The organism is Amycolatopsis dongchuanensis, assembly GCF_039542405.1.
Taxonomy (GTDB): Bacteria; Actinomycetota; Actinomycetes; order Mycobacteriales; family Pseudonocardiaceae; genus Amycolatopsis_E; species Amycolatopsis_E sacchari.
In genome coordinates this window covers 26,503-48,645 of record NZ_BAABIB010000048.1, presented here as the reverse complement: position 1 = coordinate 48,645, position 22,143 = coordinate 26,503, and the positions used below count along the sequence as shown (strand labels likewise).

Here is a 22,143-nt window from a genome sequence, read left to right as displayed (position 1 = left end):
CAACTCCAAGATCCGCCGACCGGATTACCTACCCAACGTTGCTTGATGCGGCACTAGCCTTCTTGCAGCCGCACCCGTGCCTTCACCTCGGACAGCGCGTCCTGGTACTCGGGAACGGGGTTCATCGCCCACGCCATGCGGAGCTGACCGAGCGCCTCGACGAGGCGGCCGAGCCGCTGCAACGTCCGGCCCAGCACGAACCGCGCGTAGTGGTCGGCAGGGTCCAGCTCCAGCACGCGCGTGAACGCCCGCTCGGCGTGGTTGAGCTGCGCGGAGTGGAAGTACGCCCGGCCCGCGAGCAGCTGCACGCTGGGTTTGTCCGGCTCGGCCTCCAGCACGGGCCGCAGTGCCTTGAGCGCGTCCAGCGGGCGCCGGTTCTCGACCAGCGCCTCGGCCTGACGGAACGCCTCGAACCGGTTGTCGGGGACTAGGTCCGGAGTCTGGTTCTCGTCATCCATAGACAATCGACGTTACCCCTCGGCAGGCGCTTTCGGCAGGGGTGCGATCAAGGGGTGGAACGCCCGCATGGTGCACTAGGCGGCTATGAGCGGTGACGACCGAAGGGAGGAGGCGCTCCCATTGACACAGCGCGCTCGTGCCTCATGGGCGTCCTCGTGGACCGAGGAACGAGGGAAGCGAGGACGCCCATGAGCAATCCCCGCTATCTCGGACTGTCGCCCTACCTGTACTACACCGACGCCACCGAGGCGCTGGAGTGGCTGGTCCGCGTCTTCGGCTTCACCGAGCGCGTGCGCTACGTCGACGGCTCCGGCCAGGTGTTCCAGGCCACCGTCGCGGCCGGGGACGCCGAGATCGTGCTCGCCGGCGTCGGCACCGACTACTGGGAGGGCAAGGGGGTGGACCGCCCGGTCGGGCAGCTCAACGTGATCTACGTGGACGACGCCGACGCGCAGTACGACCGCGTCTGCGCCGCGCTCGGCGAGGGCTGTGACGTCAGCCCGCCCCAGGACCAGCCCTACGGTGCCCGGGTGTTCACGGTCGCTGACATCGGGGGCAACAGCTGGACGTTCTGGCAGCAGATTTCGGACACCGCGGACCTGCCGCCGGGCTGGCAGGAAATTCGGGCCGAGCCTCCAACGGGTGACCACGACCTGCCGTTAGGCTGAAAGCCGTCATCGCCGGGACAACCCATGAGGAGCGACGAGTGGCGGTCATCGAGCAGGTAGGCGCCCGCGAAATCCTGGATTCGCGCGGAAACCCGACTGTCGAGGTGGAGGTGGCGCTCGACGACGGCACCCTGGCGCGGGCGGCCGTCCCGTCGGGGGCGTCGACCGGTGAGCACGAGGCCGTCGAACTCCGCGACGGCGACCCCAAGCGGTACAACGGCAAGGGCGTGGAGCGCGCCGTCGCGGCGGTGCTCGACGAGATCGGCCCGGAGCTGACCGGGATCGAGGCCGTCGAGCAGCGCATCGTGGACCAGAAGCTGGTCGACCTCGACGGCACCCCGGACAAGTCCCGCCTCGGCGCGAACGCGCTGCTGGGCGTGTCGCTCGCCGTCGCCAAGGCCGCGGCCGAGTCGGCCGAGCTGGAGCTGTTCCGCTACCTCGGCGGCCCGAACGCGCACGTGCTGCCCGTGCCGATGATGAACATCCTCAACGGTGGCGCCCACGCCGACACCGACGTGGACATCCAGGAGTTCATGATCGCGCCGATCGGCGCCGAGTCCTTCCGCGAGGCCCTGCGCTGGGGCGTCGAGGTCTACCACTCGCTGAAGTCCGTGCTCAAGGGCCGCGGCCTGGCCACCGGCCTCGGTGACGAGGGCGGGTTCGCGCCGAGCCTGGCCAGCAACCGCGAGGCGCTGGACCTGATCACCACCGCGATCGAGAAGGCCGGTTACACGCCGGGCCGCGACATCGCGCTGGCGCTGGACGTCGCCGCGACCGAGTTCTTCGCCGAGGGTGCGTACAGCTTCGAGGGGCAGAAGCGCAGCGCCGAGCAGATGGGCGCCTACTACGCCGAGCTGCTCGACGCGTACCCGCTGGTCTCGATCGAGGACCCGCTGTCCGAGGACGACTGGGACGGCTGGGTGACGCTGACGAACCAGATCGGCGAGCGCGTGCAGCTCGTCGGTGACGACCTGTTCGTCACCAACCCCGACCGCCTGGAGACGGGCATCGAGCGGGGCGCGGCGAACGCGCTGCTGGTCAAGGTCAACCAGATCGGCACGCTGTCGGAGACCCTCGACGCGATCACGCTCGCGACCTCCTACGGCTACAAGAGCATGATGAGCCACCGCTCGGGTGAGACCGAGGACACCACGATCGCCGACCTGGCCGTCGCCACCGGCGTCGGGCAGATCAAGACCGGTGCCCCGGCCCGCAGCGAGCGCGTGGCGAAGTACAACCAGCTGCTCCGCATCGAGGAGACCCTCGGCGACGCGGCCCGCTACGCGGGTGACCTCGCGTTCCCGCGGTTCACGCCGGAGAGCTGACGCGTGACCCAGCGAGGCAGGGAGCGCACGCGGGGCCGTCGCACGGACCGCCGTGCCGACGGCCAGCCCGCGCGCCCTGCCTCCGGGTCCACGCGGGTCGAGGGCAGACCGCGGCGCGTGCGCCGGGTGCGTTCGCGGTTGCGCCGGGGCCTCGGCGTCAAACCCCAGACCGGCGCCACCCGCGTGCTGGGCATGTCCACCACGCGCCGGGCCGCGGTGCTGGCGATCGTGGTGTGCGCGCTGGCGTTCACGCTCGCGGTGCCGTTGCGGACCTACCTGAGCCAGCGGTCGGAGATCGCGGAGCAGGAGCAGCGGCAGTCCGAGCTGCAGAAGGAGGTCGCCGAGCTGCAGGCCCGGCAGGCGGCGCTGAACGACCCGGCGCAGGTGGAGGCTGAGGCGCGCCGCCGGCTGCGGTACGTCATGCCGGGCGAGACGCCCTACCTCGTCCAGCTGCCCCAGGACACCCAGCAGAACCCGCAGCAACAGCCGCAGCAGCAACCCGGGCCGGGTGACGCGGCCTGGTACGAGCAGCTCTGGTCCACGCTCGGGGGCTGACGCACCGCTTGCGACAATGGGGGCGTGGAACAGACGTCTTCGTTCGAGCCGGTGACGGAAGCCGACCGCGAGATCATCGCGCAGCAGCTCGGCCGCCCGCCGCGGGCACTGCGTGCGATCGCCGCGCGCTGCCCCAGCGGCCATCCGTCCGTGGTGCAGACCAACCCGCGGCTCGAGAACGGCACGCCGTTCCCCACGCTGTACTACCTCACGTGCCCGCGGCTGGCGTCGCTCGTCGGGCGCCTGGAGGCGTCCGGGCTGATGAAGGAGATGACCGAGCGGCTGTCCGTCGACGAGGAGCTGGCCGCGGCCTACCAGCGGGCCCACGAGTCCTACCTCGCCCAGCGCGACGCGATCGAGCCGCTCGGCCACCAGGTCACCGCGGGCGGGATGCCGGGGCGCGTGAAGTGCCTGCACGTCCACCTCGCGCACACCCTCGCCTGCGGCCCCGGCGTGAACCCGTTCGGTGACGAGACGCTCGAACTCCTGAAGCCGGACTGGCCCTCCGGCGACTGCGCGGCGTAACGCTCTTGCTCCTCCCGGGGATAGGCCCAGCGTGGGACGGGGAGGAGCTGGGGCGTGCGACTGACGCGGCTGCGCATCGCGCGGCGCAAGGCGCGCCGGATCGGCCTGCGCTACCGGACGCTGGTCGCGGTGCTCGGCGGCACGCTCGCCGTGCTGCCCGCCGGCCTCGCGAGCGCGCGGTCCGCGCAGTGGAGCGCCGTCCCGAGCGCCGAGCACAGCCGTGACGCCGCGCTCGTGCAGGGCCTCGACCCTGCTCTGGTGCGGATCGGCGTGGACGGCAGCCTGCCCCGGCGGACGTCCGTCGTCGAGCCGCTGCCGCCGGAGGAGCTGCCGAGCGGTCCACTGGGCATCCCCGGCACGGCGCTGAAGGCGTACCGCAACGCCGCCGATCTCATGGCGCGTGACCAGCCGGGCTGCCACATCGACTGGGCGCTGATCGCGAGCATCGGGCGCATCGAGTCCAACCACGCGCGCGGCGGGTACGTCGACGCGAACGGCCACACGCGCGAACCGATCCTGGGGCCGGTGCTGAACGGTGTCGGTGACGTGGCCGCGATCCCCGACACCGACGGCGGGCGCTGGGACGGGGACACGGTGTGGGACAGGGCCGTCGGGCCGACGCAGTTCATCCCCTCGACGTGGCTCGTGTACGGAGTGGACGGCAACGGCGACGGCGTGGCGGACCCGAACAACATCTACGACGCCACGCTCACCACCGGCCGGTACCTGTGCTCCGGCGGCCTGGACCTGGCGAACCCGGACCAGCTGCGTGCCGCGATCTACCGCTACAACAACTCCGACGTCTACGTGGACACGGTGATCCGCTGGGCGGAGGCGTACCGGAAGGGTGTGCTGCAGCTGCCGGACAGCGGCATCCCGGTCGGTGCCCCCGCCGCGCCCGCCGTGCCCGCCCCGCCGCCGGTGACGACCACCCCGGCGCCGCCGCCGGTCACGACTCCTCCTGCTGCGGTGGATCCGCGCATCGACACGCCGGCACCGGGCTCGACGACTCCGTCCACCCCGGACAGCACGACCACCACGACCACCACGTTGCCCACCTGCGAGCCCCCGTCGTCGGAGCCTCCATCGTCCACGTCGACGACCCCGCAGCAGACCTCCACGCCGCCCACCTCGCCGCCGACCACCTGCGTGCCGCCGCCGTCACCGGACCCCAGCAGCTCGACCAGCGTTACCAGCTAGTCTCCGAGGCATGCGTGTTGCCGCGATCGACTGTGGAACGAACTCCATCCGGCTCCTGGTCGCCGAGCTGACCACCCGCCACGACGGCACCGTCGACCTGCGTGACCTGCACCGCGAAATGCGCGTCGTGCGGCTCGGGCAGGGCGTGGACGCCACGGGCAGGCTCGCGCCGGAGGCGCTGGAGCGCACGCGCGCGGCCCTCGCCGACTACACGATCGCCGCGCGGCGCAAGGGGGTCGAGCGGGTCCGCATGGTCGCGACCTCCGCGACGCGGGACGCGAGCAACCGCGACGAGTTCTTCTCCATGACGCGCGAGGTGCTGGGCACCGAAGCCGAGGTGATCAGCGGTGACGAGGAGGCGCGACTGTCGTTCACCGGTGCCGTCGGCGAGCAGGACCCCGACGACGGCCCCTTCCTCGTCGTGGACGTGGGCGGCGGCTCGACGGAACTGGTCCTCGGCGACTGGAACGGCCGCGAAGCCTCGGTGACGGCGGCGAAGTCCGTCGACATCGGCTGTGTCCGCATCACCGAGCGTGCGCTGAAGTCCGATCCGCCCACTCAGGACGAGATCGCCGCCGCACGCGAGTTCGCCTCAGGGGTGCTGCGGGAGGCCTTCGACGTCGTGGACGTGGCGAAGGCGAAGACGTGGATCGGCGTGGCGGGCACCGTCACCACGCTGTCCGCCGTCGCGCAGGAGCTGCCCGAGTACGACTCCGAGCGCACCCACCTTTCGCGACTGTCGCAGGCGCAGGTGTACCGCCTCGCCGACGAGCTGCTCGCCCAGGACCACGAAACCCGTGCCGCGAACCCGGTGATCCACCCCGGCCGCGTGGACGTGATCGGCGGGGGCGCGCTCATCGTCCGGCTGCTCGCCGAACAGCTGGCCGAGCGCGGTGGCCCGGCCGAACTCGTCGTCAGCGAGCACGACATCCTCGACGGGATCGCGCTCTCGCTCGTGGGGGATTGACAGCCTGCCAGGCTATCCGGTCGAGCTTGTGCGAGCACCTGACTTTAGTCGGGTTTTTGTTCCGGTTTACCGAAACGCCCGGTAGGTTCCTGCTCACCCTTTGGTGAGGAGGAGTTTTCCTTGAGACGAACCAGGTTGCTCATCGCCGCGCTCGCGGTACCGCTGATCGGCGGAATCGTGGTCGCCGGGCCGACCGCCGCGGCACAACCGCAGCTTTCGGGTGCTGCCACGGAGTTCACGGTGCTGACCGCGGCCGGGCAGAGCGTCGGCGCGGCCGAGAAGGCGATCCGTGACGCGGGCGGCACGGTGCTGCACACCAACGCCGCCGTCGGCCTGATCACCGCCAGCGCCCCGGCGAACGGCTTCGTCCAGCGCGTCTCCGCGAACCGCGCGGTGTACGGCGCGGCGAAGGCGACGTCGATCGGCAAGGCGCCGCGGGACAAGGCGACCAGCAAGCCGGACCTCGCCGAGAAGGACTCGCGCGGGGCGGCGAAGAAGCCGGTCACCAAGAAGCCCGCGCCCGTCGGTACCGACCCGCTGGACGACCAGCTGTGGGGCCTGAAGTCCGTGCGCTCGGACCTCGCGCGCACCGTGCAGCCGGGTGACAAGCGCGTGAAGGTCGGCATCATCGACACCGGTGTGGACGGTTCGCACCCGGACATCGCGCCGAACTTCGACGCCGCCGACTCCCGCAACTTCACCCGTGACATCCCCACCGACGAGACCGGCGCGGTCGTCGACGGCCCGTGCGAGTACCGCGGTTGCGTGGACCCCGCCGACCACGACGACAACGGTCACGGCACGCACGTCGCCGGCACGATCGCGGCGGCCGCCAACGGGTTCGGCGTTTCGGGCGTCGCCCCGAACGTCACCATCGTCAACCTGCGCGCCGGGCAGGACTCGGGCTTCTTCTTCCTGCAGCCCGCCGTGGACGCGCTGACCTACGCCGGGGACGCGGGGATCGACGTGGTCAACATGTCGTTCTACGTGGACCCGTGGCTGTACAACTGCGCGAACAACCCGGCCGACACGCCGGAGCAGCGGCTCGAACAGCGCACGATCGTCGAGTCGATCAACCGGGCGCTGAACTACGCCTACCGCAAGGGTGTGACGTCGGTCGTCGCGCTGGGCAACCAGCACACCGACCTCGGCGCGCCGCAGCCGGACACCACGAGCCCGGACTACCCGGCGAACGCCACGTACCCCCGCACGATCGACAACGCGACCTGCCTGTCGCTGCCGGTCGAGGGCCCGCACACCATCGGTGTGAGCTCGTTCGGCCCGTCGGGTGCCAAGGCCGACTACTCCAACTACGGCCTGGAGCAGATCTCGGTGTCCGCGCCCGGCGGCTACTACCGTGACGGCTTCGGCACGGACTGGTACCGCACCAACGAGAACGAGATCCTTTCCGCGTACCCGAAGAACGTCGGTGTCGCGGAGGGGAACATCGACGCGGCGGGCAACGTGACGCCGGACGGTGCGGCGCTCGGGGTCCAGAAGGCGGTCGCGCCGGACGGCCGCGTGGGCTACTACCAGTTCCTGCAGGGCACGTCGATGGCCACCCCGCACGCCACGGGCGTCGCCGCGCTGATCGTTTCGCAGTACGGCAAGCCGGGCCGCGGCGGGTTCGGGCTGAGCCCGGACGTCGTGCAGAGGGTGATCGAGGGGACGGCCGCGCCGATCCCGTGCCCCGTACCGCGCACGGTCGATTATCTCGACGAGGGCCGGGACGCCTCGTTCACCGCGACCTGCCAGGGTTCACCGCAGTTCAACGGCTTCTACGGCCACGGCGCCGTGGACGCCTACGCGGCGGTGACGCGGGGCGGGCCGCTGACCTGAGGTCGCTGACGAAGACAGCCGGTCTCCTCGCGGGGAGACCGGCTGTTTTCGTTGCAACCCGTGTGGCTCGTCGTTCCGTCTTCGGGGCATGCGGCTGCTCGTCCTGTTGATTTTGTTGCTGGTGACGGCGTGCGGTGCCCGGCTGGGCGGGCCACAGCTGAAGGCGTGCCCGGCGATCGCGGTGCTGACGGGCATGACGATCGACGTCGCGCCCACGGTCGCGTCCCGGTACGACCGGCTGGATGTTGACGTGTGCTGGGACGGCGCTTGCCACACCTACCCGGTACCACTGTCCCCGGCGCCGACGCCCGTGGCGCCGAGCTGCACAGGCACCGCCCCCGACGACGCGTGCGCGGCGAGGATGCGGGAGACCGGCGGGAAGGTGGGCTTCGTGGCGATCCCCGGCCTGCCCGCCGCTCCGGTGCAGGTGACCACAGCGGGCAACACGATCACCGTGACCCCGTCGGCGGTGCCACCCCGCGATCCCGACTGCGGCAGCGGCGGCACCCAGGCCCACCTCGTTCTCGACGAGCGCGGTCTCCGGGCGCGTTAGCGGTTGCTACTGCCCGGGCCCGGAGGCCGCCAGGTCCGGGACTCGCCGCGGAGCGCCGACAGCCCGGCGAACCGCCATGATCGTCACGGCGGATACCGGCAACCACCCCCGCGAAAGTCCGCCCATGATCGTCACGGGCCCCTTCGGTCCCACGTTCGTCCCATGCCCGCTTTGACGCAGCCCACCTACCTGTTCGAACTGCCCGCCACGAAGGCCGCCAGGTCCTTCGACTGCTGCACCCGCGAAGGCTCGTGGACGTACATCATGTGACCCGCCGGGTAGTACGCCGTCTCGATGTTTTCGCGCAGTTCCTCCGGGATCTGCAGGCGCGCAAGGACGTGCTCGGCCGCGTAGTACGGCGTCGCGCCGTCGTAGTAGCCGAGCGCGACGTGCACCTTCAGGTGCGGGTTGGCCCGCATCGCCGCACTCAGCGCGTCCACCGCCGAAACCGACCGGCCCTCGAAATCGGTGTACGACCAGTTCCGGAACACCTCCGAGGACAGCACCTCGTACGGCAGGTCGTTCTCGTACCCCAGCTCACTGCGCACATAGTGGTTGAACGCGGCCGAGTAGGCGCCGACGATCCGCGAGACCGACGCGTCGTCGCTCATGTGCTCGCGGCCGCCGTCCGGCTCCCACGTGGTGAACCGCCCGTCCATGCGGCCCGTCGTCAGCCCGCGGTCGCGCAGGAGCTCGGTGAAGAACCGGACGTGCTCGATGCGCAGGTCCACTCTGTCCACATAGGACTCGTCGAGCCCGGTGAGCGACGCCAGCGTCCGCACCGCCTCGGTGCGTTCCTCGCGGGGCAGGCGGGCGCCGCGCTCCAGCGCGTACGGCAGCTCGCGCGCGGCGAACTCCTCGGCGTCGGCGAGCACGTCGTCGAGCGGGCGGTCGCCGTGCAGGCCGTGGTAGTGCGCGATGGCCGCGTACGTCGGCACGAACAGCGGGTACGGCTTGTCGTTGCCCTCGGTGAAGCGGATCGTGCCCATGTCGAGCACCGACGAGATGAGCATCAGGCCGTTGAGGTACAGCCCGTGCCGCTCCTGCAGGTGCGCGGCGAGCGCGGCGGCCCGCAGCGTGCCGTACGACTCGCCGGCGAGGTACTTCGGCGACAGCCACCGGCCGTTGCGCGAGGTCCACAGGCGGATGATCTCGCCGACCGACTCGATGTCCGGCGTGAACCCGTGGAACTCCTTCGGCTTCTCCCCGGTCACGGGGCGTGAGTAGCCGGTGGCGACGGGGTCGATGAACACCAGGTCGCTGTGCGTGAGCAGCGTCTCGGGGTTGTCGGCGAGGCGGTACGGCGGCGGCTCGGGCGCGTCGACGTCCCCGGACACCACGCGCCGCGGCCCCATCAGGCCCAGGTGCAGCCACACGCTCGCCGAACCGGGCCCGCCGTTGAAGGCGAACGTGACGGGCCGGGAGCCGGGGTCGGCGTCGTCGAGCGTGTACGACGTGAGGAACACCTCGGCCTTGGCCTGGTGCCCCTCGAACTTGCCGTCGGTGAGCACCTCCTTGCGCAGCACCACGCGGCCGGTGCGGGTGGTGTAGGCCAGCTTGCGCCGCTTCACGGTCAGCGTGTGCTGGGTGGTGACCAGGTCGTCGGCCGGTTCCGGTGCCTTCGGCTCCGTGGATTCCTCGTCGGGCATGCGGACAACTTACTTTGGAGGGGTGACGAAGATCAGGCCCGCCACGATCGCGGAGCTGGACGAGGCGATCGCCGACTGCCGGCGTTGTCCGCGCCTGGTGGCGTGGCGCGAAGAGGTCGCCAGGAAGAAGCGCGCGGCGTTCGCGGACGAAACGTACTGGGGCCGTCCGGTCCCCGGAATCGGCCCGGCCGACGCCTCGCTGGCGATCGTCGGCCTCGCCCCCGCCGCCCACGGGGGAAACCGGACCGGCCGGATGTTCACCGGCGACCGGTCCGGCGACGTGCTGTTCCAGGCGCTCTACGACGTCGGGCTGGCGTCGCAGCCCACGTCGACGCACCGCGGCGACGGGCTGGAGCTGTACGGCACGCGCATCACCGCGCCCGTGCACTGCGCGCCCCCGGCGAACAAGCCGCTGCCCGCCGAGCGGGACGCGTGCCGCCCGTGGCTGGTGCGGGAACTGGAGCTGCTGCGCCCGCGGCTGAAGGCGGTCGTGGTGCTCGGCGCGTTCGGCTGGCAGGCGCTGCTGCCGGTGCTGGCGCAGACGTGGCCGGTGCCACGGCCCGCGCCGAAGTTCGGGCACGGCGTGGAGGTCGTGCTGGGGGAGGAGCTGCACCTGTTCGGGTGCTACCACGTGTCCCAGCAGAACACCTTCACCGGGCGCCTGACACCGGAGATGCTGAGGGACGTGCTGTCGAGGGCCGCGGCCCGGGCAGGGCTGGTGTGAGGGGTACTGTCGTCAGTTGATCTGAATCGTTTTGCCCTGCTATGGCGACCCTGGTCACAGCTGGCCGGGGGGCACGAGCACCGGGGCCGCGAGAGTGGGAAGATAGCGGTATGGCCGCAGTGAAGTCGGAACCGACCCGGATCCTGATCCTGGGCGGTGGTTACGTCGGGCTCTACACGGCGCTGGGACTCCAGAAGAAGCTCCGCGCCAACGAAGCGTCCGTCACGATCGTGGACCCCCAGCCCCACATGACGTACCAGCCGTTCCTCCCGGAGGCGGCTGCCGGCGCCATCGAGCCGCGGCACGTGGTCGTGCCGCTGCGGCGGGTCCTCAAGCGTTGCCACGTGCTGACGGCGCGCGTGAACAAGATCGAGCACGAGCGCAAGTCCGTGACGGTCGAGGCCGCGGACGGGCACATCGAGCAGCTGAACTACGACGTGCTCGTGGTCGCGCTCGGTGCCGTGCCGCGCCTGCTGCCGATCCCGGGTCTGGCCGAGCAGGGCATCGGCATCAAGACCATCGGTGAGGCCATCTACCTGCGCAACCACGTGCTGACGAAGCTCGACGAGGCGTCCAGCACGCTGGACCCGGAGCTGCGCAAGCGGCTGCTGACGTTCACCGTCGTCGGCGGTGGGTTCGCGGGTATCGAGGCGCTGGCCGAGCTCGAGGACATGACGCGGCACGCGACGCGGTACTACGAGAACATCGATCCGTCGGACATCCGCTGGGTCCTGGTCGAGGCGGCCGGCCGGATCCTGCCCGAGGTCCGCGAGACGCTGGGTGTGTGGACGGTCGAGCAGCTCGAGAAGCGCGGCATCGAGGTGTTCCTGTCCACGGCGGCGAAGTCGTTCGAGAACGGGCACGTCGTGCTCTCCGACGGCACGGAGTTCGACAGCGACACGATCATCTGGACCGCCGGTGTGAAGGCCAACCCGGTGCTGGCCCACTCGGACCTGCCGATCGACAAGCGCGGCCGCGTCGAGGCGACGGCGGCGCTGCAGGTCGTGGGTCACCCGGACGTCTGGACCGCGGGTGACAACGCCGCGGTGCCGGACCTGTCGCGCACGGAGCAGGACCCGACGGCCACGTGCCCGCCGAACGCACAGCACGCGGTCCGGCAGGCGCGGCACCTGGCGGGCAACATCATCAGGGTGCTGCGTGGCGGTCAGCCGAAGGACTACTACCACAAGAACCTGGGTGCGGTCGCCGGGCTGGGCCTGCACAAGGGCGTGGCCGACGCGCTGAACCTGAAGATCAAGGGCTTCCCGGCGTGGCTGTTCCACCGCAGCTACCACCTCAAGGCGATGCCCACGGTCAACCGGAAGATCCACATCCTGCTCGACTGGATGCTGGGTGGCCTGTTCCGCCGCGAGGTCGTCTCGCTGGGGCAGATCAACAACCCGAAGGAAGAGTTCGCCAGGGCGTCCAGGTCCTGAGGCGCCGCGGGGCACCGCTTATGCTGAGCGGTGCCCCCGTAGCCCAACCGGCAGAGGCAGTCGACTTAAAATCGATTCAGTGCGGGTTCGAGTCCCGTCGGGGGCACACTCGTGCTGGTCAGGCGTAGAGGCTGGCGGCTGTCTCGCGAGAGGCTTTCGAGCGCGGCATCCTGCGGGGCAGAAACGTCCAACCCCTCGTGCTCTTGCGCGAGGCGCGGGCGTGCCCTCGCCGGACGGGCGGCGAGGCTGCGGCCCGACACGGCGTGATCGAGACGTCATCAGGCGACGGGATGGCCATCAAGCAACTACGACGCGACGAATCGGGGCCGACAGAGTTGCGCGCGTAACTAACCGCTCATTTTCTTGCGAAAAAATGCTGCCGACTCGGCATAGCCGAGTGCTGTGTAGAAGCCGGCAGCTCGCCGCGTCGCGAGAGCGATGTAAGCGGCCCCCGATTCCTCGGCCCAGGCCTCTGCGAAGCGCATCAGCTCGCGACCGGCGCCGCGCCCGCGTTGACCTTCTTCAACCATCACCTCTTCCACCCACACAACTGGGCCATTCGCGAAGAAGGTCGGGTGGCGGTTCGCAAGCAGGTAGCCGATGAACCTTTCGCCGTCTATCGCAGTCGCGGCCAGCATGTCGTCGTGCTGGGTGACCCTTGCGAAGGCGGCATCGAATCGGGTCCTGTCCGGGATGTAAGAGACCGCAAATTTGGTCACGAGCTCCCACACGGCCGGACCATCATCGGGGCGAGCCCGACGTACCGATGCTGCGCTGGTCAATTCGGTCACGTCCCATTCTCATGCAGTTCCATGCGCCGTACTCAAGCGGATCCCGGTTGACAGCAATGCGGGTCCGAGTCCCGCCGTGACTAGCGGCGACGACGCACCTGATCACGCCCCGTGCCCATCGAGTTCCTGGCGATAGGTCTCCGACGCCGCACCGCGGAGCGTGTTGTCGACGAGTGCGTCGGCATAGGCCTCGTTCAGCGGGTTGTCGGGGATGAGGAGCCGGTTGTAGCAGGCGCCCCAGAGCTGGTCGACGAGCAGGTCCGCGTCGACGTCGTGGCGGAGCTGGCCTCGCTCACGGGCGAGTTCGATGCAGTCGATCGCCAGTCGCCGACGGGGCAGGGTGTACGTCGTTGAGAGCGCTCGGGCCAGCTCCGGGTCGGTTTGGGCGGCGCCGATGAGTTCCGCGATGACCGTGCCGGCGCGGCTGTCGGTCAGCAGCCTCACGAACGCCCGCAGTTGCGTCCGGATGTCGTGCCGGACGTCGCCGGTGTCGTGGAACTCGAGCGTCTGGACGCTGGACGCGAAGTACGCCTCGGCGGCCAGCGCGCCCGGGCTCGGCCACCACTTGTAGAGCGTCGTCTTGCTCGACCCGGAGGCGTGCGCCACCCGGTCGAAGGTGACCGACCGCAGGCCTTCGTCGAACAACAGTGTCGCGGTCGCGGCGAGGACCCGCGTCCGCACTTCCTCGGCCGGACGCCGTCCCCGCCCTCGTCGCGCGCCAGTTTCGCTCATCTCACTCCTCGGCTCGGCTGTCGTCCCCAGGTTAATGGACAGGTCGTTCATTTGCCGCTACGGTGGCAGTACAACTTGTTCATATAACTCTCGGAGGCATCGTGACCCACTCCACTTCCCCGTCCCGCGCCGCCGTTGTCACCGGCGCGTCCGGCGGCATCGGCCGCGCCGTCGCCGAGCGGCTCGCCGCGGACGGCATGGCCGTTGCCGCGCACTACAGCGGCAATGCGGCGAAGGCCGACGAGGCGGTCGCCGCGATCACCGCGAACGGCGGCCAGGCGATCGCCGTCGGAGGCGACATCGCCGACGAGACCGCCATGGCCGCGTTGTTCGACGCCACGACCGAGCGCTTCGGCGGCGTCGACGTCGTCGTGAACACGGCCGGCATCATGCCGCTCGCCCCGATCGCGGAGACGGACCTCGAGACCTTCGACCGCATCCAGCGCGTCAACGTGCGCGGCACCTTCGTCGTCAACCAGCTCGCAGCGCGTCAGGTGCGGTCGGGTGGGGCGATCATCAACTTCTCCACCAGCATCACGCGCCTGCAGAACCCCACCTACGGCGCCTACGCCGCCTCCAAGGGGGCCGTCGAGGCGATGACGCTGATCCTGGCCCGCGAGCTCCGCGGTCGCGACATCACCGTCAACACAGTGGCCCCCGGCCCGACCGCGACGCCGCTGTTCTTCGAGGGCAAGTCGCAGCAGGCCATCGACCACATCGCCTCGCTCAACCCGATGGAACGCCTCGGCACCCCGGCCGACGTCGCCGAGGTGGCCGCGTTCCTCGCCGGGCCGGCCCGCTGGGTCAACGGCCAGGTGATCTACGTCAACGGCGGCGCCGCGTAAGCACTCCGCGAGAAAGAAGGCACGCTCATGTCCGTCATCCTCATCACCGGTGCCGCCACCGGCATCGGGTACCTCACCGCCAAGCGGCTCGCCCACGACGGTCACACCGTCTGGGCCAGCATGCGGGACCCCGAGGGGCGCAACGCCGCCCACGCCGCCGAACTCACCGAGTACGCCACCAACGCCGGGCTCGACCTGCGCGTCGTCGCGCTCGACGTCACCTCGCAGGAATCCGCGAACCGCGCGGCCGCGACCGTGGTGGAAACCAGCGGCGCGCTCGACGTCGTCGTGCAGAACGCCGGGCACCTCTACGTCGGCTACGTCGAGGCGTTCACCGACGAGGACATCGCGCACCTCATCGACATCAACGCGATCGGCGCGCACCGCGTCAACAGGGCGGTGCTGCCGTACCTGCGCCGGCAGCGCTCCGGCACCCTGCTCTACGTCGGCAGCACGATCATCGTCACCACGCCGCCGTTCCTCGGTCCGTACGTGGCCTCCAAGGCGGCGTTCGACGCCCTCGCCGTCGTCACCTCCTACGAGGCGGCGCAGTTCGGCATCGAGACGAGCATCGTCATGCCCGGAGCGATCACCCAAGGCACCTCGCACTTCCCGAACGCGAGCCGTGCCTCGGACGCCGAGGTGACCGCCGCCTACGCGCACCTCGACCCGCTGGTCGAGCGGAACGAGGAGGCCACTGCCTCCCTCGTCCGCCCCGGGGTGAACGCCGACCCGCAGGGCGTGGCCGACGAGATCTCCCGCGTCCTCGCGCTGCCCCGCGGCCAGAAGCCGTTCCGCACCGTCGTGGACTTCACCGAGGCCGGCGTCGACCACGTCATGGCCTTCGCCGATATGACCCGGAAGGCGTTCGTGAACCGCATGGGTTTCGGGGAAACCCTGCAACTGCAGAAGTAACCTCCCAGCTGTGGGACGCGATAGATGACCAAAGTGATCAATCGCGGCCAGAGCGTCGGCATCAAGCCGAGAGAGAGCGGCTGGCGTTCGAAGCCTCACCGGCCGGGCAAGCTCGGTCCGCCTACGCCCGGGGCGATTCTCAATCCCGTTTGTCGCGAAGGTTGGGACCTGGTGAACGGGTCGTTTGTCTTCGTCGAGCAAGGGCAGCAGAGCCGGGACAAGTTGATGTCGTCGGGCCAAAACGTTGCTGTGAAAGGGCAAACGGTCGGCTATTACCTGTTCAAGCGGTGTGATGCCAACCGGCGCGTTGCGTGAATCTCGCCAGCGTGTAAATCGGGTGATCGAGCACCTTCGACGTGCGAGCCCGAGTTCGCTCGCCAGGCAAGTGATCGGCGCGGCGGCGGCGGAACCAAAGCCCCATCCTCCGGCTCCGCCGCCAGACGGCAAACACGACAAGCGCTACGACAGCGCTGCTGCGGGCAGCAGCGCGATCTTCAGGCTCAAGAGACAGAGGGTCGAGAACGGATCGTCGATGACGTCTCCGTTCTCGATCCGGCATTGGCCCGCCGGCAGCGTCGTGGAGAAGACGACCTTCGACGGCGAACTACCAGGCGTTGTCCGTGCCCAGGAACAGTTCCGCGATCCGCCAGCCGTCCACCGTTCGCACCAGGCGAAAGGTGTAGAAGCCCGTTGCGAGGACGCTCGCGTTCGATGTCAGCATGAGGTAGGCCTGCACCAGCGCCGAATCGGCCGACGCGCTGTGGATCGCGACGTTCAGCAGGTTGTGCCGCCGCTGGCCGGTCTCCGCGGCCATCGCCTGCCGCACGAAATCGAGGATCGCCTCGCGGCCGGTGACCGGGCCGAGGTCCTGCGCGCCGGCGATCTTGAACGTCCACGTCGCGTCGTCGGTCAGGACGTCGGAAAGCGCTTCCAGGCCCCGCTGGTCCAGTGCGAACGCGTACCGCGCCAGCGCCTGGTGGACGGCGAGCTGCTCCGCCGGGTCGAGGTTCACCTCGCCCGGGCGGATCGGCGCGAGGTACTCGCGACCCCAACCCGGCGCGCTCATGCGACCGTCAGCACGATCTTGCCGCGGATGTGCCCCCGGGCAGCCCGCTCGTGCGCAGTCGCGGCCTCCGCCAACGGGAACGTGCTGTCGATCCCCACGCGCACCGTGCCGTCCTCGACCAGCCGCCCGAGCTCGGCCAGCTGCGCGCCGTTCGCCCGGACCTGCGTCCCCGTGACCGTGACCCCCAGCCGTGCGTTCTCCTCGTCGTCGAAATCTCCGAAGTAGACCGGGTACAGCGAGCCCCCGCGCTTCACCGAGCGCAGGAAACGCCTGCTGTGCGGGCCGCCGACGGTGTCCAGGACGAGGTCCACGTCGCGCACGGCCTCCTCGGGGCTTTCCTTGGTGTAGTCGATGAAATCGTCCGCACCGAGCTCCCGCAGGAACTGCTCGTGCCCGCCCGAGGCGACGGCGATGACACGCGCGCCCTTCCACTTGGCCAGCTGCAGCGCCAGATGCCCGACGCCGCCCGCCGCACCGTTGATCAGGACCGTCTTCCCGCCGTCGAGCGCGATCGGCGTGTGCCTGGCCTCCTGGAACGGCGAGGGGTGGTCGTGCCCGAGTTCGATCAGGAACTGCCACGCCGTCAGCCCCGACATCGGCAGGCCGGCGGCGTGCACGTGGTCGACGGCAGCCGGCTTGCGCGCGAAGTCCGACGCCGGGGCGGTCACGTACTCGGCGTACGCGTCGGCCTGCAGCGCGTTCGGGAAACGCAGCAACCCGAACACCTCGTCGCCGACCGCCAGCCCGTCGACGCCGTCGGCGACGGCCTCCACGACGCCGGAGACGTCGGTGCCCGGGATCAGGGGGAGGTGCATCGGCGGCTTCAGCTTCTCCGGGACGTTCGGCATCCCCTCTCGCGCGTACCAGTCGGGCGGGTTGAGGCCGACTGCGTGCACGCGGACGAGCACCTCACCGGGCCCCGGCTGCGGGGTGGGCACGTCCTCGTAGCGCAGCACTTCGGGGCCGCCGTACTCGTGCAGCCGGATCGCTTTCATGGTCTGTGTCGGCACAACTCACTCCTGTGCACTCGGCCGGTAGACTAAGTGAACCAGAGGTCCGTTTTTCCGGTTCACTGATCCGAATATACGGTTCACTGATCCGCTTAGCAAGGGAGGGCGCATGCGGGCGGACGCGCAGGCCAACCACGACCGGCTGCTGACCGTCGCCGGCGCCGTCATCGCCGAGCAGGGTGTCGACGTGTCGATGCGGGACATCGCCCGCCGGGCGGGGGTCGGGCTGGCGACGCTGCTGCGTCACTTCCCGACGCGGGAGGCGCTGCTCGAAGCCCTGCTGCGCACGAGCTTCGACGAGCTGACGGCACGGGCGGCCGAGGTCGAGAAGACGAGCCCGCCCCAGGAGGCGCTCGTGTTGTGGCTACGCGACTTCATCACGGCGACGACGAACTACCGCGGCGTCGTCACGGCGATGGTGAAAGCCATCGAGGACCCCGAGTCCGCGCTGCACACCTCGTGCGTCGCGATGCGCGCGTCCGGCGCCCGGCTCCTCACCCACGCGCAGGCCGCGAACCTGGTGCGAACCGATCTCGACGGCGCCGACCTCTTCGCGCTCGCGTCGTCGCTCGCCTGGCTCAGCGATCAGCCCGGTCTCGAGGCACGTGCCGAGCACCTGTTCAAGGTCGTGCTGAGCGCGATCATGACGGACGGGGCCAGGGCGAACTAGCGGCCGAGCTGGCCAGGATCGCCGATGAGACGGGCATCTCCCGCGACGCCGCCGTGCGGTGTGGATCACCGTCGGTGGCCGACCACGCGACCGGGTGCGCGATACCCTGGAACTCCCGTCTTAGGAGAGGTGACATGCGGACTTTCGTGCTCGCGGGTGGGTGTTTCTGGTGTCTGGACGCGGTCTACCGCACGCTGCGCGGCGTGCAGGACGTGGTGTCCGGCTACACCGGCGGTGACGTCGCCGGGCCGTCGTACGAGCAGGTGTGCACCGGCCGCACCGGGCACGCCGAGGCGGTCGCCGTCACGTTCGACCCCGAGGTGATCCCCGCGGAGGTCGTCCTCGACGTCTTCTTCACGCTGCACGACCCGCGCCAGCTCAACCGCCAGGGCGCGGACGTCGGCACGCAGTACCGCTCGGCGATGTTCTACGCCGACGACGCCCAGCGCGCCGAGTTCGAGGCGGCCATCAAGCGGGCGGCGCAGTGGTGGGAGGGCGAGATCGTCACCACCCTGGAGCCGCTCGGCGAGTTCTACCGCGCCGAGGAGTACCACCAGGACTTCTTCGCCAAGAACCCCGGCCAGGGCTACTGCCTCGCGGTGGCGCTGCCGAAGGTCAACAAGGTGCGGAAGTCCTTCGCCTCGTACGTGAAGTAGCCCTGCTCACCCTGCACCGCGCCACCGTCGAGGACTGGCCGGCCTGGCGGGACGCCCGGCTGGCCGCCCTCACCGAGGCGCCGCACGCGTTCAAGTCCCGGCTGGCCGACTGGCCCCGGGGCGGTGAGCAGCGGTGGCGCGAGCGGCTGGAACTGCCGGGCGCGCTCAACCTGCTCGCCCGGCTCGACGGCGTGCTGGCCGGGATGGCCAGTGGCCTGCGGCTTCCCGATGACGTCGTCGAGGTCCGCTCGGTCTGGGTGAGCCCGCACGCCCGGGGTCACCGCGTCGGCGACCGGCTGCTCGAAGCGGTCGAACAGTGGGCTCGCGGGCAGGGTGCCGTGGCGGTGCGGCTGTTCGTGCTCGCGGGCAACGAGCGCGCCATCGCGCTGTACCGACGGCACGGTTTCGTGGCGGCCGGGGAGTCCGGCGCCGAACTCCGGATGCGCAAAACCCTGCGTTTTCCAGCCTGAAGAACCTTCGGAAAGTGCGTGTTTGCTGGGGTTCCGGCTTCTTCACACGATCGGGGATGCATCGGCGGCAAGCGCACGGGTAACGCTGTTGGTGCCGGACGAAAGAGTCCGACCGGACAAAAGCAGGACTCGCTCTCACAGAAGGGCGAACAACGGCGAGAGCGAGCCCTGTCCCTGTCTGCCGACAGAGAAAGGAATTGTCTCATGCGCATCATTCGCCGCGCGCTGGTGGCCAGTGCTCTGGCCCTCCCCCTGATGGTGGGCGCCGCCGGGATCGCCTCGGCCGACACCCACGACGACGCCAGCTACTACACCAGCAGCAGCACGGCCGCGGGCCAGGGCGGCGCCAGCACCGACAGCACCACGTCCTGGGCCACCGACGACACGAGCGCCTACCACCACGGCGCCACCGCGGCCGGCCCCGACGGTGCGAGCACCGACAGCACCCACTCGTGGGCCACCAACGGCGACGACGATGACTGGGGCTACAACCACCACCATCACTACAACTGCCACCACTACAACTACCACCACAGCAACTGGAACAACGACGACGATGACGACGGCGGCCTGCTGGACATCGGCAGCATCCACCTGCTCTGACGCAGGTGCATGAGTGAACGAGGCCGCGGGTAGGGCGGCTCCGCAGCGAACGGCGCGGAGCCGCCCTACTGCTGTGCGGGGAGGGGCAGCCCGGCCTGGACGAGCGCGGTGCCGCGCTCGTGGTCGTCGTCGGCGTCGTGCGTGAGCACCCCGACGACGACCTCCTTCCGCGTGTACCAGACGGTGAAGGCCTCGCCCTCGTGCTGGACCAGCTCGGCGTGGTCGAACCCGTCGCCCCACGCCACGTACTTCAGCGACCGCTCGCCCAGCAGCGAGCGGAACCCCGGCGGCTGCGTCCACGTGGCCTCCGCCCCGGCCGCGGTCCGGCCGGCGATCTGTCCCATCGTGAGCGCGTCGTCCCAGTGCTCGACGGGCAACGGCCGGCGCGCCGCCGCGTGGTAGGCCAGCGCCACGTCCCCCGCCGCCAGTACCCCGGGTGCACTCGTCCGCATGCGCTCGTCGGCGCAGATCCGGCCCTCTGTCGTGGAAATCCCCGCCTGCCGGGCCAGTTCCGCGCGGGGCGCGACGCCGGTGGCGAGCAGGACGAGGTCCGTGTCGAGCAACGGCACCGGCTCGGTGCGGACGCGGTAGCCGTCGTCCACGCCGAGCAGCCGAGTGCCGGTCAGCACGCTCACGCCCTCGCATTTGAGCCAGTGCAACAGTTTCCGGCCGACGGTGGGGCCGAGCCGCCGTTGCTGCGGCAACTCGTCCGGACACAGCAGGGTCACCTGGACCCCCATGCGGGACAACGAGATCGCCGCCTCGCACCCGATGAACCCGGCCCCCGCGATCACCGCGCTGCGAGCGCTTTCCGCGGCCTTCCGCAGCGCCCGCCCGTCGGCGGCTGAGCGCAACGTGCGCACGTTCGGGTGCACGGCGCCGGGGATCCGTGGTCGCGCGGGTTGCGCGCCCGTCGCCAGAAGGCAGTGGTGGTAAGGGAATTCTCGCCCGGACGCCGTGTGGACCACGTGCCCGGCCGTGTCCAGTCCGACCACGGCGTCGTCGAGCACGACCTCGATCCCGTGGTCCCGGTAGAAATGCGGGGGAGCGAGCGGCAACTCGTCCTCGCCCGCCTCGCCGCGCAGGAATTCCTTGGACAGCGGCGGTCGTTCGTACGGGGGTTCGGTGTCCGCCGACAGCAACACGACCTCACCGCCGCCTCCGGCCTCCCGGTAGGCCTGGGCAGCGGCGTAGGCGGCGGGCCCGCCGCCGACGAGCACGAACCGGTCGTCACCCCTCATGTCAGGCGGCTACCCGGCCCGCAAGATCGTGAATCCCCTTCAGTCCCGCTGCCGTTTGGCTCCGGCTGCCCGCGGGCATCTCGATCGGATGTCCGTCATCACGCGCCTGCTCGGCGTCGCGACCGTGGGAATCGGCGCGGCCATCGCCGTCCGGCCCGGCTTGCTGGCCCATCCGTGTGGTCTCGCCGAGCCGGACGGTTCGCTGAGCCGGTCCACGAAAACCCTCGTCGTCGCGATCGGTGCCAGGGACGTCGCCTCCGGACTGGCGATGGCGTGCGCGCGTTCGCCCGAGGCCCAGGACATCGCGACCGGTGTGCGCATCGCGTCCGACGTCGGCGATGCGATCAACTTCGGGCTGACGCTGCCGAACCGCGACGCGCGGCGCAAAGCCGTCGCCGCGGCGAGCGCGTGGGCACTCGTCTGCGGTCTGAGCCGGCTGCGGCGTCAGCGGTGCCGGTGGCGGCCTCCGCCGCCACCGTAGCCCCAGTTCTTGCCGTAGTCGTACGGGTTGACCGGCCACACGTAGGTGCCGGACGGCAGCTGCGGTGCGGTGTACGTGGGCTGCTTCGGCGCCGGTGCCTGCGTGGCCGGCTGGGGCTTGGCCTGCGCTTTCGGCTTCGCCTTCGTCGTCGTCGAGGGCAGCTGGCCGCTGAACTTGCCCTTGTCCGGCTGCTGCGCGACGGGCTGCGCCGGGATTTCGGCCGTGGTCGTCGGCGACGAGGAAGCCAGGTTCGCGACCTGGGCGCCGACGGGAGCGGCAGGCGGCAGGATCGACGAGGACTCGGGGGTGGTGCCGCTCGGCGCCGGGCCGGAGGCGGTACCGCCGTGGGTGTCCTGGGTCTGCGCGTGCGCCAGCGCCCAGCCGCCGACCAGCACCGCACCGGCGAACGCGAGCCCCGCGATCTTGAGGCCGGTCCTGGCGGGGCGGCTCTCCTCGACGGGAGCGGACGCCTCGGCCGGTTCGACCTCCAGCAACGCGGTCACGGTCCGCTTGTCGTAGTGGTACTGCGTCGGGGTGTCGTCGAGCGACTCGAAGTCGGGCAGCGTGCCGCCGAAGGAGCCGTCCGCGGAGGTGTCGCGGGTGCGGCGGTGCGAGGCGCGGTCAGCGCGGGCGCCGTTGCGGGCCAGCAGTTCGGCGACCGTGGTCGCTCCCGACGCGGTGTCGAGACTGTGGGTCGCGGTCGTCACGGAACGTGCCTTCCTCGTCCTTCGTCCGGGTGAGGACAGCCTAGCGGTCGGCGTCA

At 70.4% G+C, this 22,143-nt stretch carries 26 protein-coding genes and 1 tRNA gene; 19 read left to right on the top strand and 8 right to left on the bottom strand.

The features are described 5' to 3' along the window. Window positions 1–53: 53 nt before the first annotated feature. Entirely contained in the window at window positions 54–458 is a 405-nt protein-coding gene (locus ABFX51_RS10435) for a tetratricopeptide repeat protein (protein ID WP_091511143.1), read from the bottom strand. Window positions 459–647: 189 nt separating this feature from the next. Here ABFX51_RS10435 and ABFX51_RS10430 point away from each other — a divergent pair, with 189 nt between their 5' ends. The 8 genes from ABFX51_RS10430 (at window position 648) to ABFX51_RS10395 (ending at window position 8,091) form a co-directional block, all read left to right on the top strand. Then, window positions 648–1,127 (top strand): VOC family protein, encoded by a 480-nt coding sequence (locus tag ABFX51_RS10430; RefSeq protein WP_091511146.1) that lies wholly within the window; start codon window positions 648–650, stop codon window positions 1,125–1,127. 38 nt (window positions 1,128–1,165) lie between these two features. After that, window positions 1,166–2,452 (top strand): phosphopyruvate hydratase, encoded by a 1,287-nt coding sequence (gene eno, locus ABFX51_RS10425; protein ID WP_091511148.1) that lies wholly within the window; start codon window positions 1,166–1,168, stop codon window positions 2,450–2,452. A 3-nt stretch (window positions 2,453–2,455) separates the two neighbouring features. Next, window positions 2,456–3,007, top strand: a complete 552-nt coding sequence (locus tag ABFX51_RS10420; RefSeq protein WP_425425848.1) for an FtsB family cell division protein — start codon at window positions 2,456–2,458, stop codon at window positions 3,005–3,007. Between the two features lie 24 nt (window positions 3,008–3,031). Further along, window positions 3,032–3,532, top strand: a complete 501-nt coding sequence (locus ABFX51_RS10415) for a DUF501 domain-containing protein (RefSeq protein ID WP_091511150.1) — start codon at window positions 3,032–3,034, stop codon at window positions 3,530–3,532. Window positions 3,533–3,586: 54 nt separating this feature from the next. Next, the gene (locus tag ABFX51_RS10410; RefSeq protein WP_346053590.1) at window positions 3,587–4,732 is read left to right on the top strand and encodes a lytic transglycosylase domain-containing protein; all 1,146 of its coding nucleotides are present in this window, start codon (window positions 3,587–3,589) and stop codon (window positions 4,730–4,732) included. Window positions 4,733–4,742: 10 nt separating this feature from the next. Next, complete coding sequence (locus ABFX51_RS10405; RefSeq protein ID WP_091511155.1) at window positions 4,743–5,699, top strand: Ppx/GppA phosphatase family protein; 957 nt, start codon at window positions 4,743–4,745, stop codon at window positions 5,697–5,699. Between the two features lie 120 nt (window positions 5,700–5,819). Next, a complete protein-coding gene (locus ABFX51_RS10400) occupies window positions 5,820–7,538 on the top strand; it encodes a S8 family serine peptidase (protein ID WP_091511157.1) in 1,719 nt (572 codons plus the stop codon). A gap of 88 nt (window positions 7,539–7,626) precedes the next feature. Next, entirely contained in the window at window positions 7,627–8,091 is a 465-nt protein-coding gene (locus ABFX51_RS10395) for a hypothetical protein (RefSeq protein WP_091511159.1), read from the top strand. A 185-nt stretch (window positions 8,092–8,276) separates the two neighbouring features. On the opposite strand, the gene ABFX51_RS10390 is transcribed toward ABFX51_RS10395, so the two are convergent. Then, the gene (locus ABFX51_RS10390; protein WP_091511161.1) at window positions 8,277–9,740 is read right to left on the bottom strand and encodes a S10 family peptidase; all 1,464 of its coding nucleotides are present in this window, start codon (window positions 9,738–9,740) and stop codon (window positions 8,277–8,279) included. 22 nt (window positions 9,741–9,762) lie between these two features. Here ABFX51_RS10390 and ABFX51_RS10385 point away from each other — a divergent pair, with 22 nt between their 5' ends. The 3 genes from ABFX51_RS10385 to ABFX51_RS10375 all read left to right on the top strand — a co-directional run bounded on the left by ABFX51_RS10385 (window position 9,763) and on the right by ABFX51_RS10375 (window position 12,006). Then, a complete protein-coding gene (locus ABFX51_RS10385; protein WP_346053589.1) occupies window positions 9,763–10,464 on the top strand; it encodes a uracil-DNA glycosylase in 702 nt (233 codons plus the stop codon). A 110-nt stretch (window positions 10,465–10,574) separates the two neighbouring features. Next, window positions 10,575–11,900: an NAD(P)/FAD-dependent oxidoreductase gene (locus tag ABFX51_RS10380; RefSeq protein WP_091511163.1), complete on the top strand. Its 1,326-nt coding sequence runs from the start codon at window positions 10,575–10,577 to the stop codon at window positions 11,898–11,900. Window positions 11,901–11,932: 32 nt separating this feature from the next. Then, window positions 11,933–12,006: transfer RNA gene (locus ABFX51_RS10375), tRNA-Leu, on the top strand. 241 nt (window positions 12,007–12,247) lie between these two features. Here the strand turns inward: ABFX51_RS10375 and ABFX51_RS10370 are convergent. Further along, a complete protein-coding gene (locus ABFX51_RS10370) occupies window positions 12,248–12,691 on the bottom strand; it encodes a GNAT family N-acetyltransferase (protein ID WP_218153532.1) in 444 nt (147 codons plus the stop codon). 102 nt (window positions 12,692–12,793) lie between these two features. Beyond that, window positions 12,794–13,423 (bottom strand): TetR-like C-terminal domain-containing protein, encoded by a 630-nt coding sequence (locus tag ABFX51_RS10365; RefSeq protein ID WP_091511166.1) that lies wholly within the window; start codon window positions 13,421–13,423, stop codon window positions 12,794–12,796. Between the two features lie 101 nt (window positions 13,424–13,524). Here ABFX51_RS10365 and ABFX51_RS10360 point away from each other — a divergent pair, with 101 nt between their 5' ends. From ABFX51_RS10360 to ABFX51_RS10350, 3 genes are read left to right on the top strand one after another with little or no spacing between them, the layout of a single operon-like run. After that, entirely contained in the window at window positions 13,525–14,268 is a 744-nt protein-coding gene (locus ABFX51_RS10360; RefSeq protein WP_091511168.1) for an SDR family oxidoreductase, read from the top strand. 27 nt (window positions 14,269–14,295) lie between these two features. Then, the gene (locus ABFX51_RS10355) at window positions 14,296–15,183 is read left to right on the top strand and encodes an SDR family NAD(P)-dependent oxidoreductase (RefSeq protein ID WP_091511170.1); all 888 of its coding nucleotides are present in this window, start codon (window positions 14,296–14,298) and stop codon (window positions 15,181–15,183) included. 24 nt (window positions 15,184–15,207) lie between these two features. Then, complete coding sequence (locus ABFX51_RS10350) at window positions 15,208–15,498, top strand: hypothetical protein (protein ID WP_143249927.1); 291 nt, start codon at window positions 15,208–15,210, stop codon at window positions 15,496–15,498. Between the two features lie 289 nt (window positions 15,499–15,787). On the opposite strand, the gene ABFX51_RS10345 is transcribed toward ABFX51_RS10350, so the two are convergent. Both ABFX51_RS10345 and ABFX51_RS10340 read right to left on the bottom strand, forming a co-directional pair. Then, window positions 15,788–16,249, bottom strand: a complete 462-nt coding sequence (locus tag ABFX51_RS10345) for a nuclear transport factor 2 family protein (RefSeq protein ID WP_091511174.1) — start codon at window positions 16,247–16,249, stop codon at window positions 15,788–15,790. Next, window positions 16,246–17,259, bottom strand: coding sequence for an NADP-dependent oxidoreductase (locus ABFX51_RS10340; protein WP_177228825.1), 1,014 nt, complete (start codon window positions 17,257–17,259; stop codon window positions 16,246–16,248). The genes ABFX51_RS10345 and ABFX51_RS10340 overlap by 4 nt, the downstream gene beginning before the upstream one ends. 109 nt (window positions 17,260–17,368) lie before the next feature. Here ABFX51_RS10340 and ABFX51_RS10335 point away from each other — a divergent pair, with 109 nt between their 5' ends. The 4 genes from ABFX51_RS10335 (at window position 17,369) to ABFX51_RS10320 (ending at window position 19,658) form a co-directional block, all read left to right on the top strand. After that, a complete protein-coding gene (locus tag ABFX51_RS10335) occupies window positions 17,369–17,929 on the top strand; it encodes a TetR/AcrR family transcriptional regulator (protein ID WP_346053588.1) in 561 nt (186 codons plus the stop codon). Window positions 17,930–18,063: 134 nt separating this feature from the next. Further along, window positions 18,064–18,585 (top strand): peptide-methionine (S)-S-oxide reductase MsrA, encoded by a 522-nt coding sequence (gene msrA / locus ABFX51_RS10330; RefSeq protein WP_091516952.1) that lies wholly within the window; start codon window positions 18,064–18,066, stop codon window positions 18,583–18,585. Continuing rightward, entirely contained in the window at window positions 18,519–19,055 is a 537-nt protein-coding gene (locus tag ABFX51_RS10325; RefSeq protein WP_245783449.1) for a GNAT family N-acetyltransferase, read from the top strand. The genes msrA and ABFX51_RS10325 overlap by 67 nt, the downstream gene beginning before the upstream one ends. A 204-nt stretch (window positions 19,056–19,259) precedes the next feature. Then, window positions 19,260–19,658: a hypothetical protein gene (locus ABFX51_RS10320; protein ID WP_177229015.1), complete on the top strand. Its 399-nt coding sequence runs from the start codon at window positions 19,260–19,262 to the stop codon at window positions 19,656–19,658. 65 nt (window positions 19,659–19,723) lie between these two features. Here ABFX51_RS10320 and ABFX51_RS10315 read toward each other — a convergent pair whose 3' ends face one another. After that, the gene (locus tag ABFX51_RS10315; protein WP_091516948.1) at window positions 19,724–20,899 is read right to left on the bottom strand and encodes an NAD(P)/FAD-dependent oxidoreductase; all 1,176 of its coding nucleotides are present in this window, start codon (window positions 20,897–20,899) and stop codon (window positions 19,724–19,726) included. Between the two features lie 88 nt (window positions 20,900–20,987). Between ABFX51_RS10315 and ABFX51_RS10310 the strand changes: the two genes are divergently transcribed. Then, window positions 20,988–21,380: a hypothetical protein gene (locus tag ABFX51_RS10310; protein ID WP_091516945.1), complete on the top strand. Its 393-nt coding sequence runs from the start codon at window positions 20,988–20,990 to the stop codon at window positions 21,378–21,380. On the opposite strand, the gene ABFX51_RS10305 is transcribed toward ABFX51_RS10310, so the two are convergent. Continuing rightward, window positions 21,344–22,087 (bottom strand): hypothetical protein, encoded by a 744-nt coding sequence (locus tag ABFX51_RS10305; RefSeq protein WP_091516943.1) that lies wholly within the window; start codon window positions 22,085–22,087, stop codon window positions 21,344–21,346. The two genes, ABFX51_RS10310 and ABFX51_RS10305, sit on opposite strands and share 37 nt — an antisense overlap. Between the last annotated feature and the right edge of the window lie 56 nt (window positions 22,088–22,143).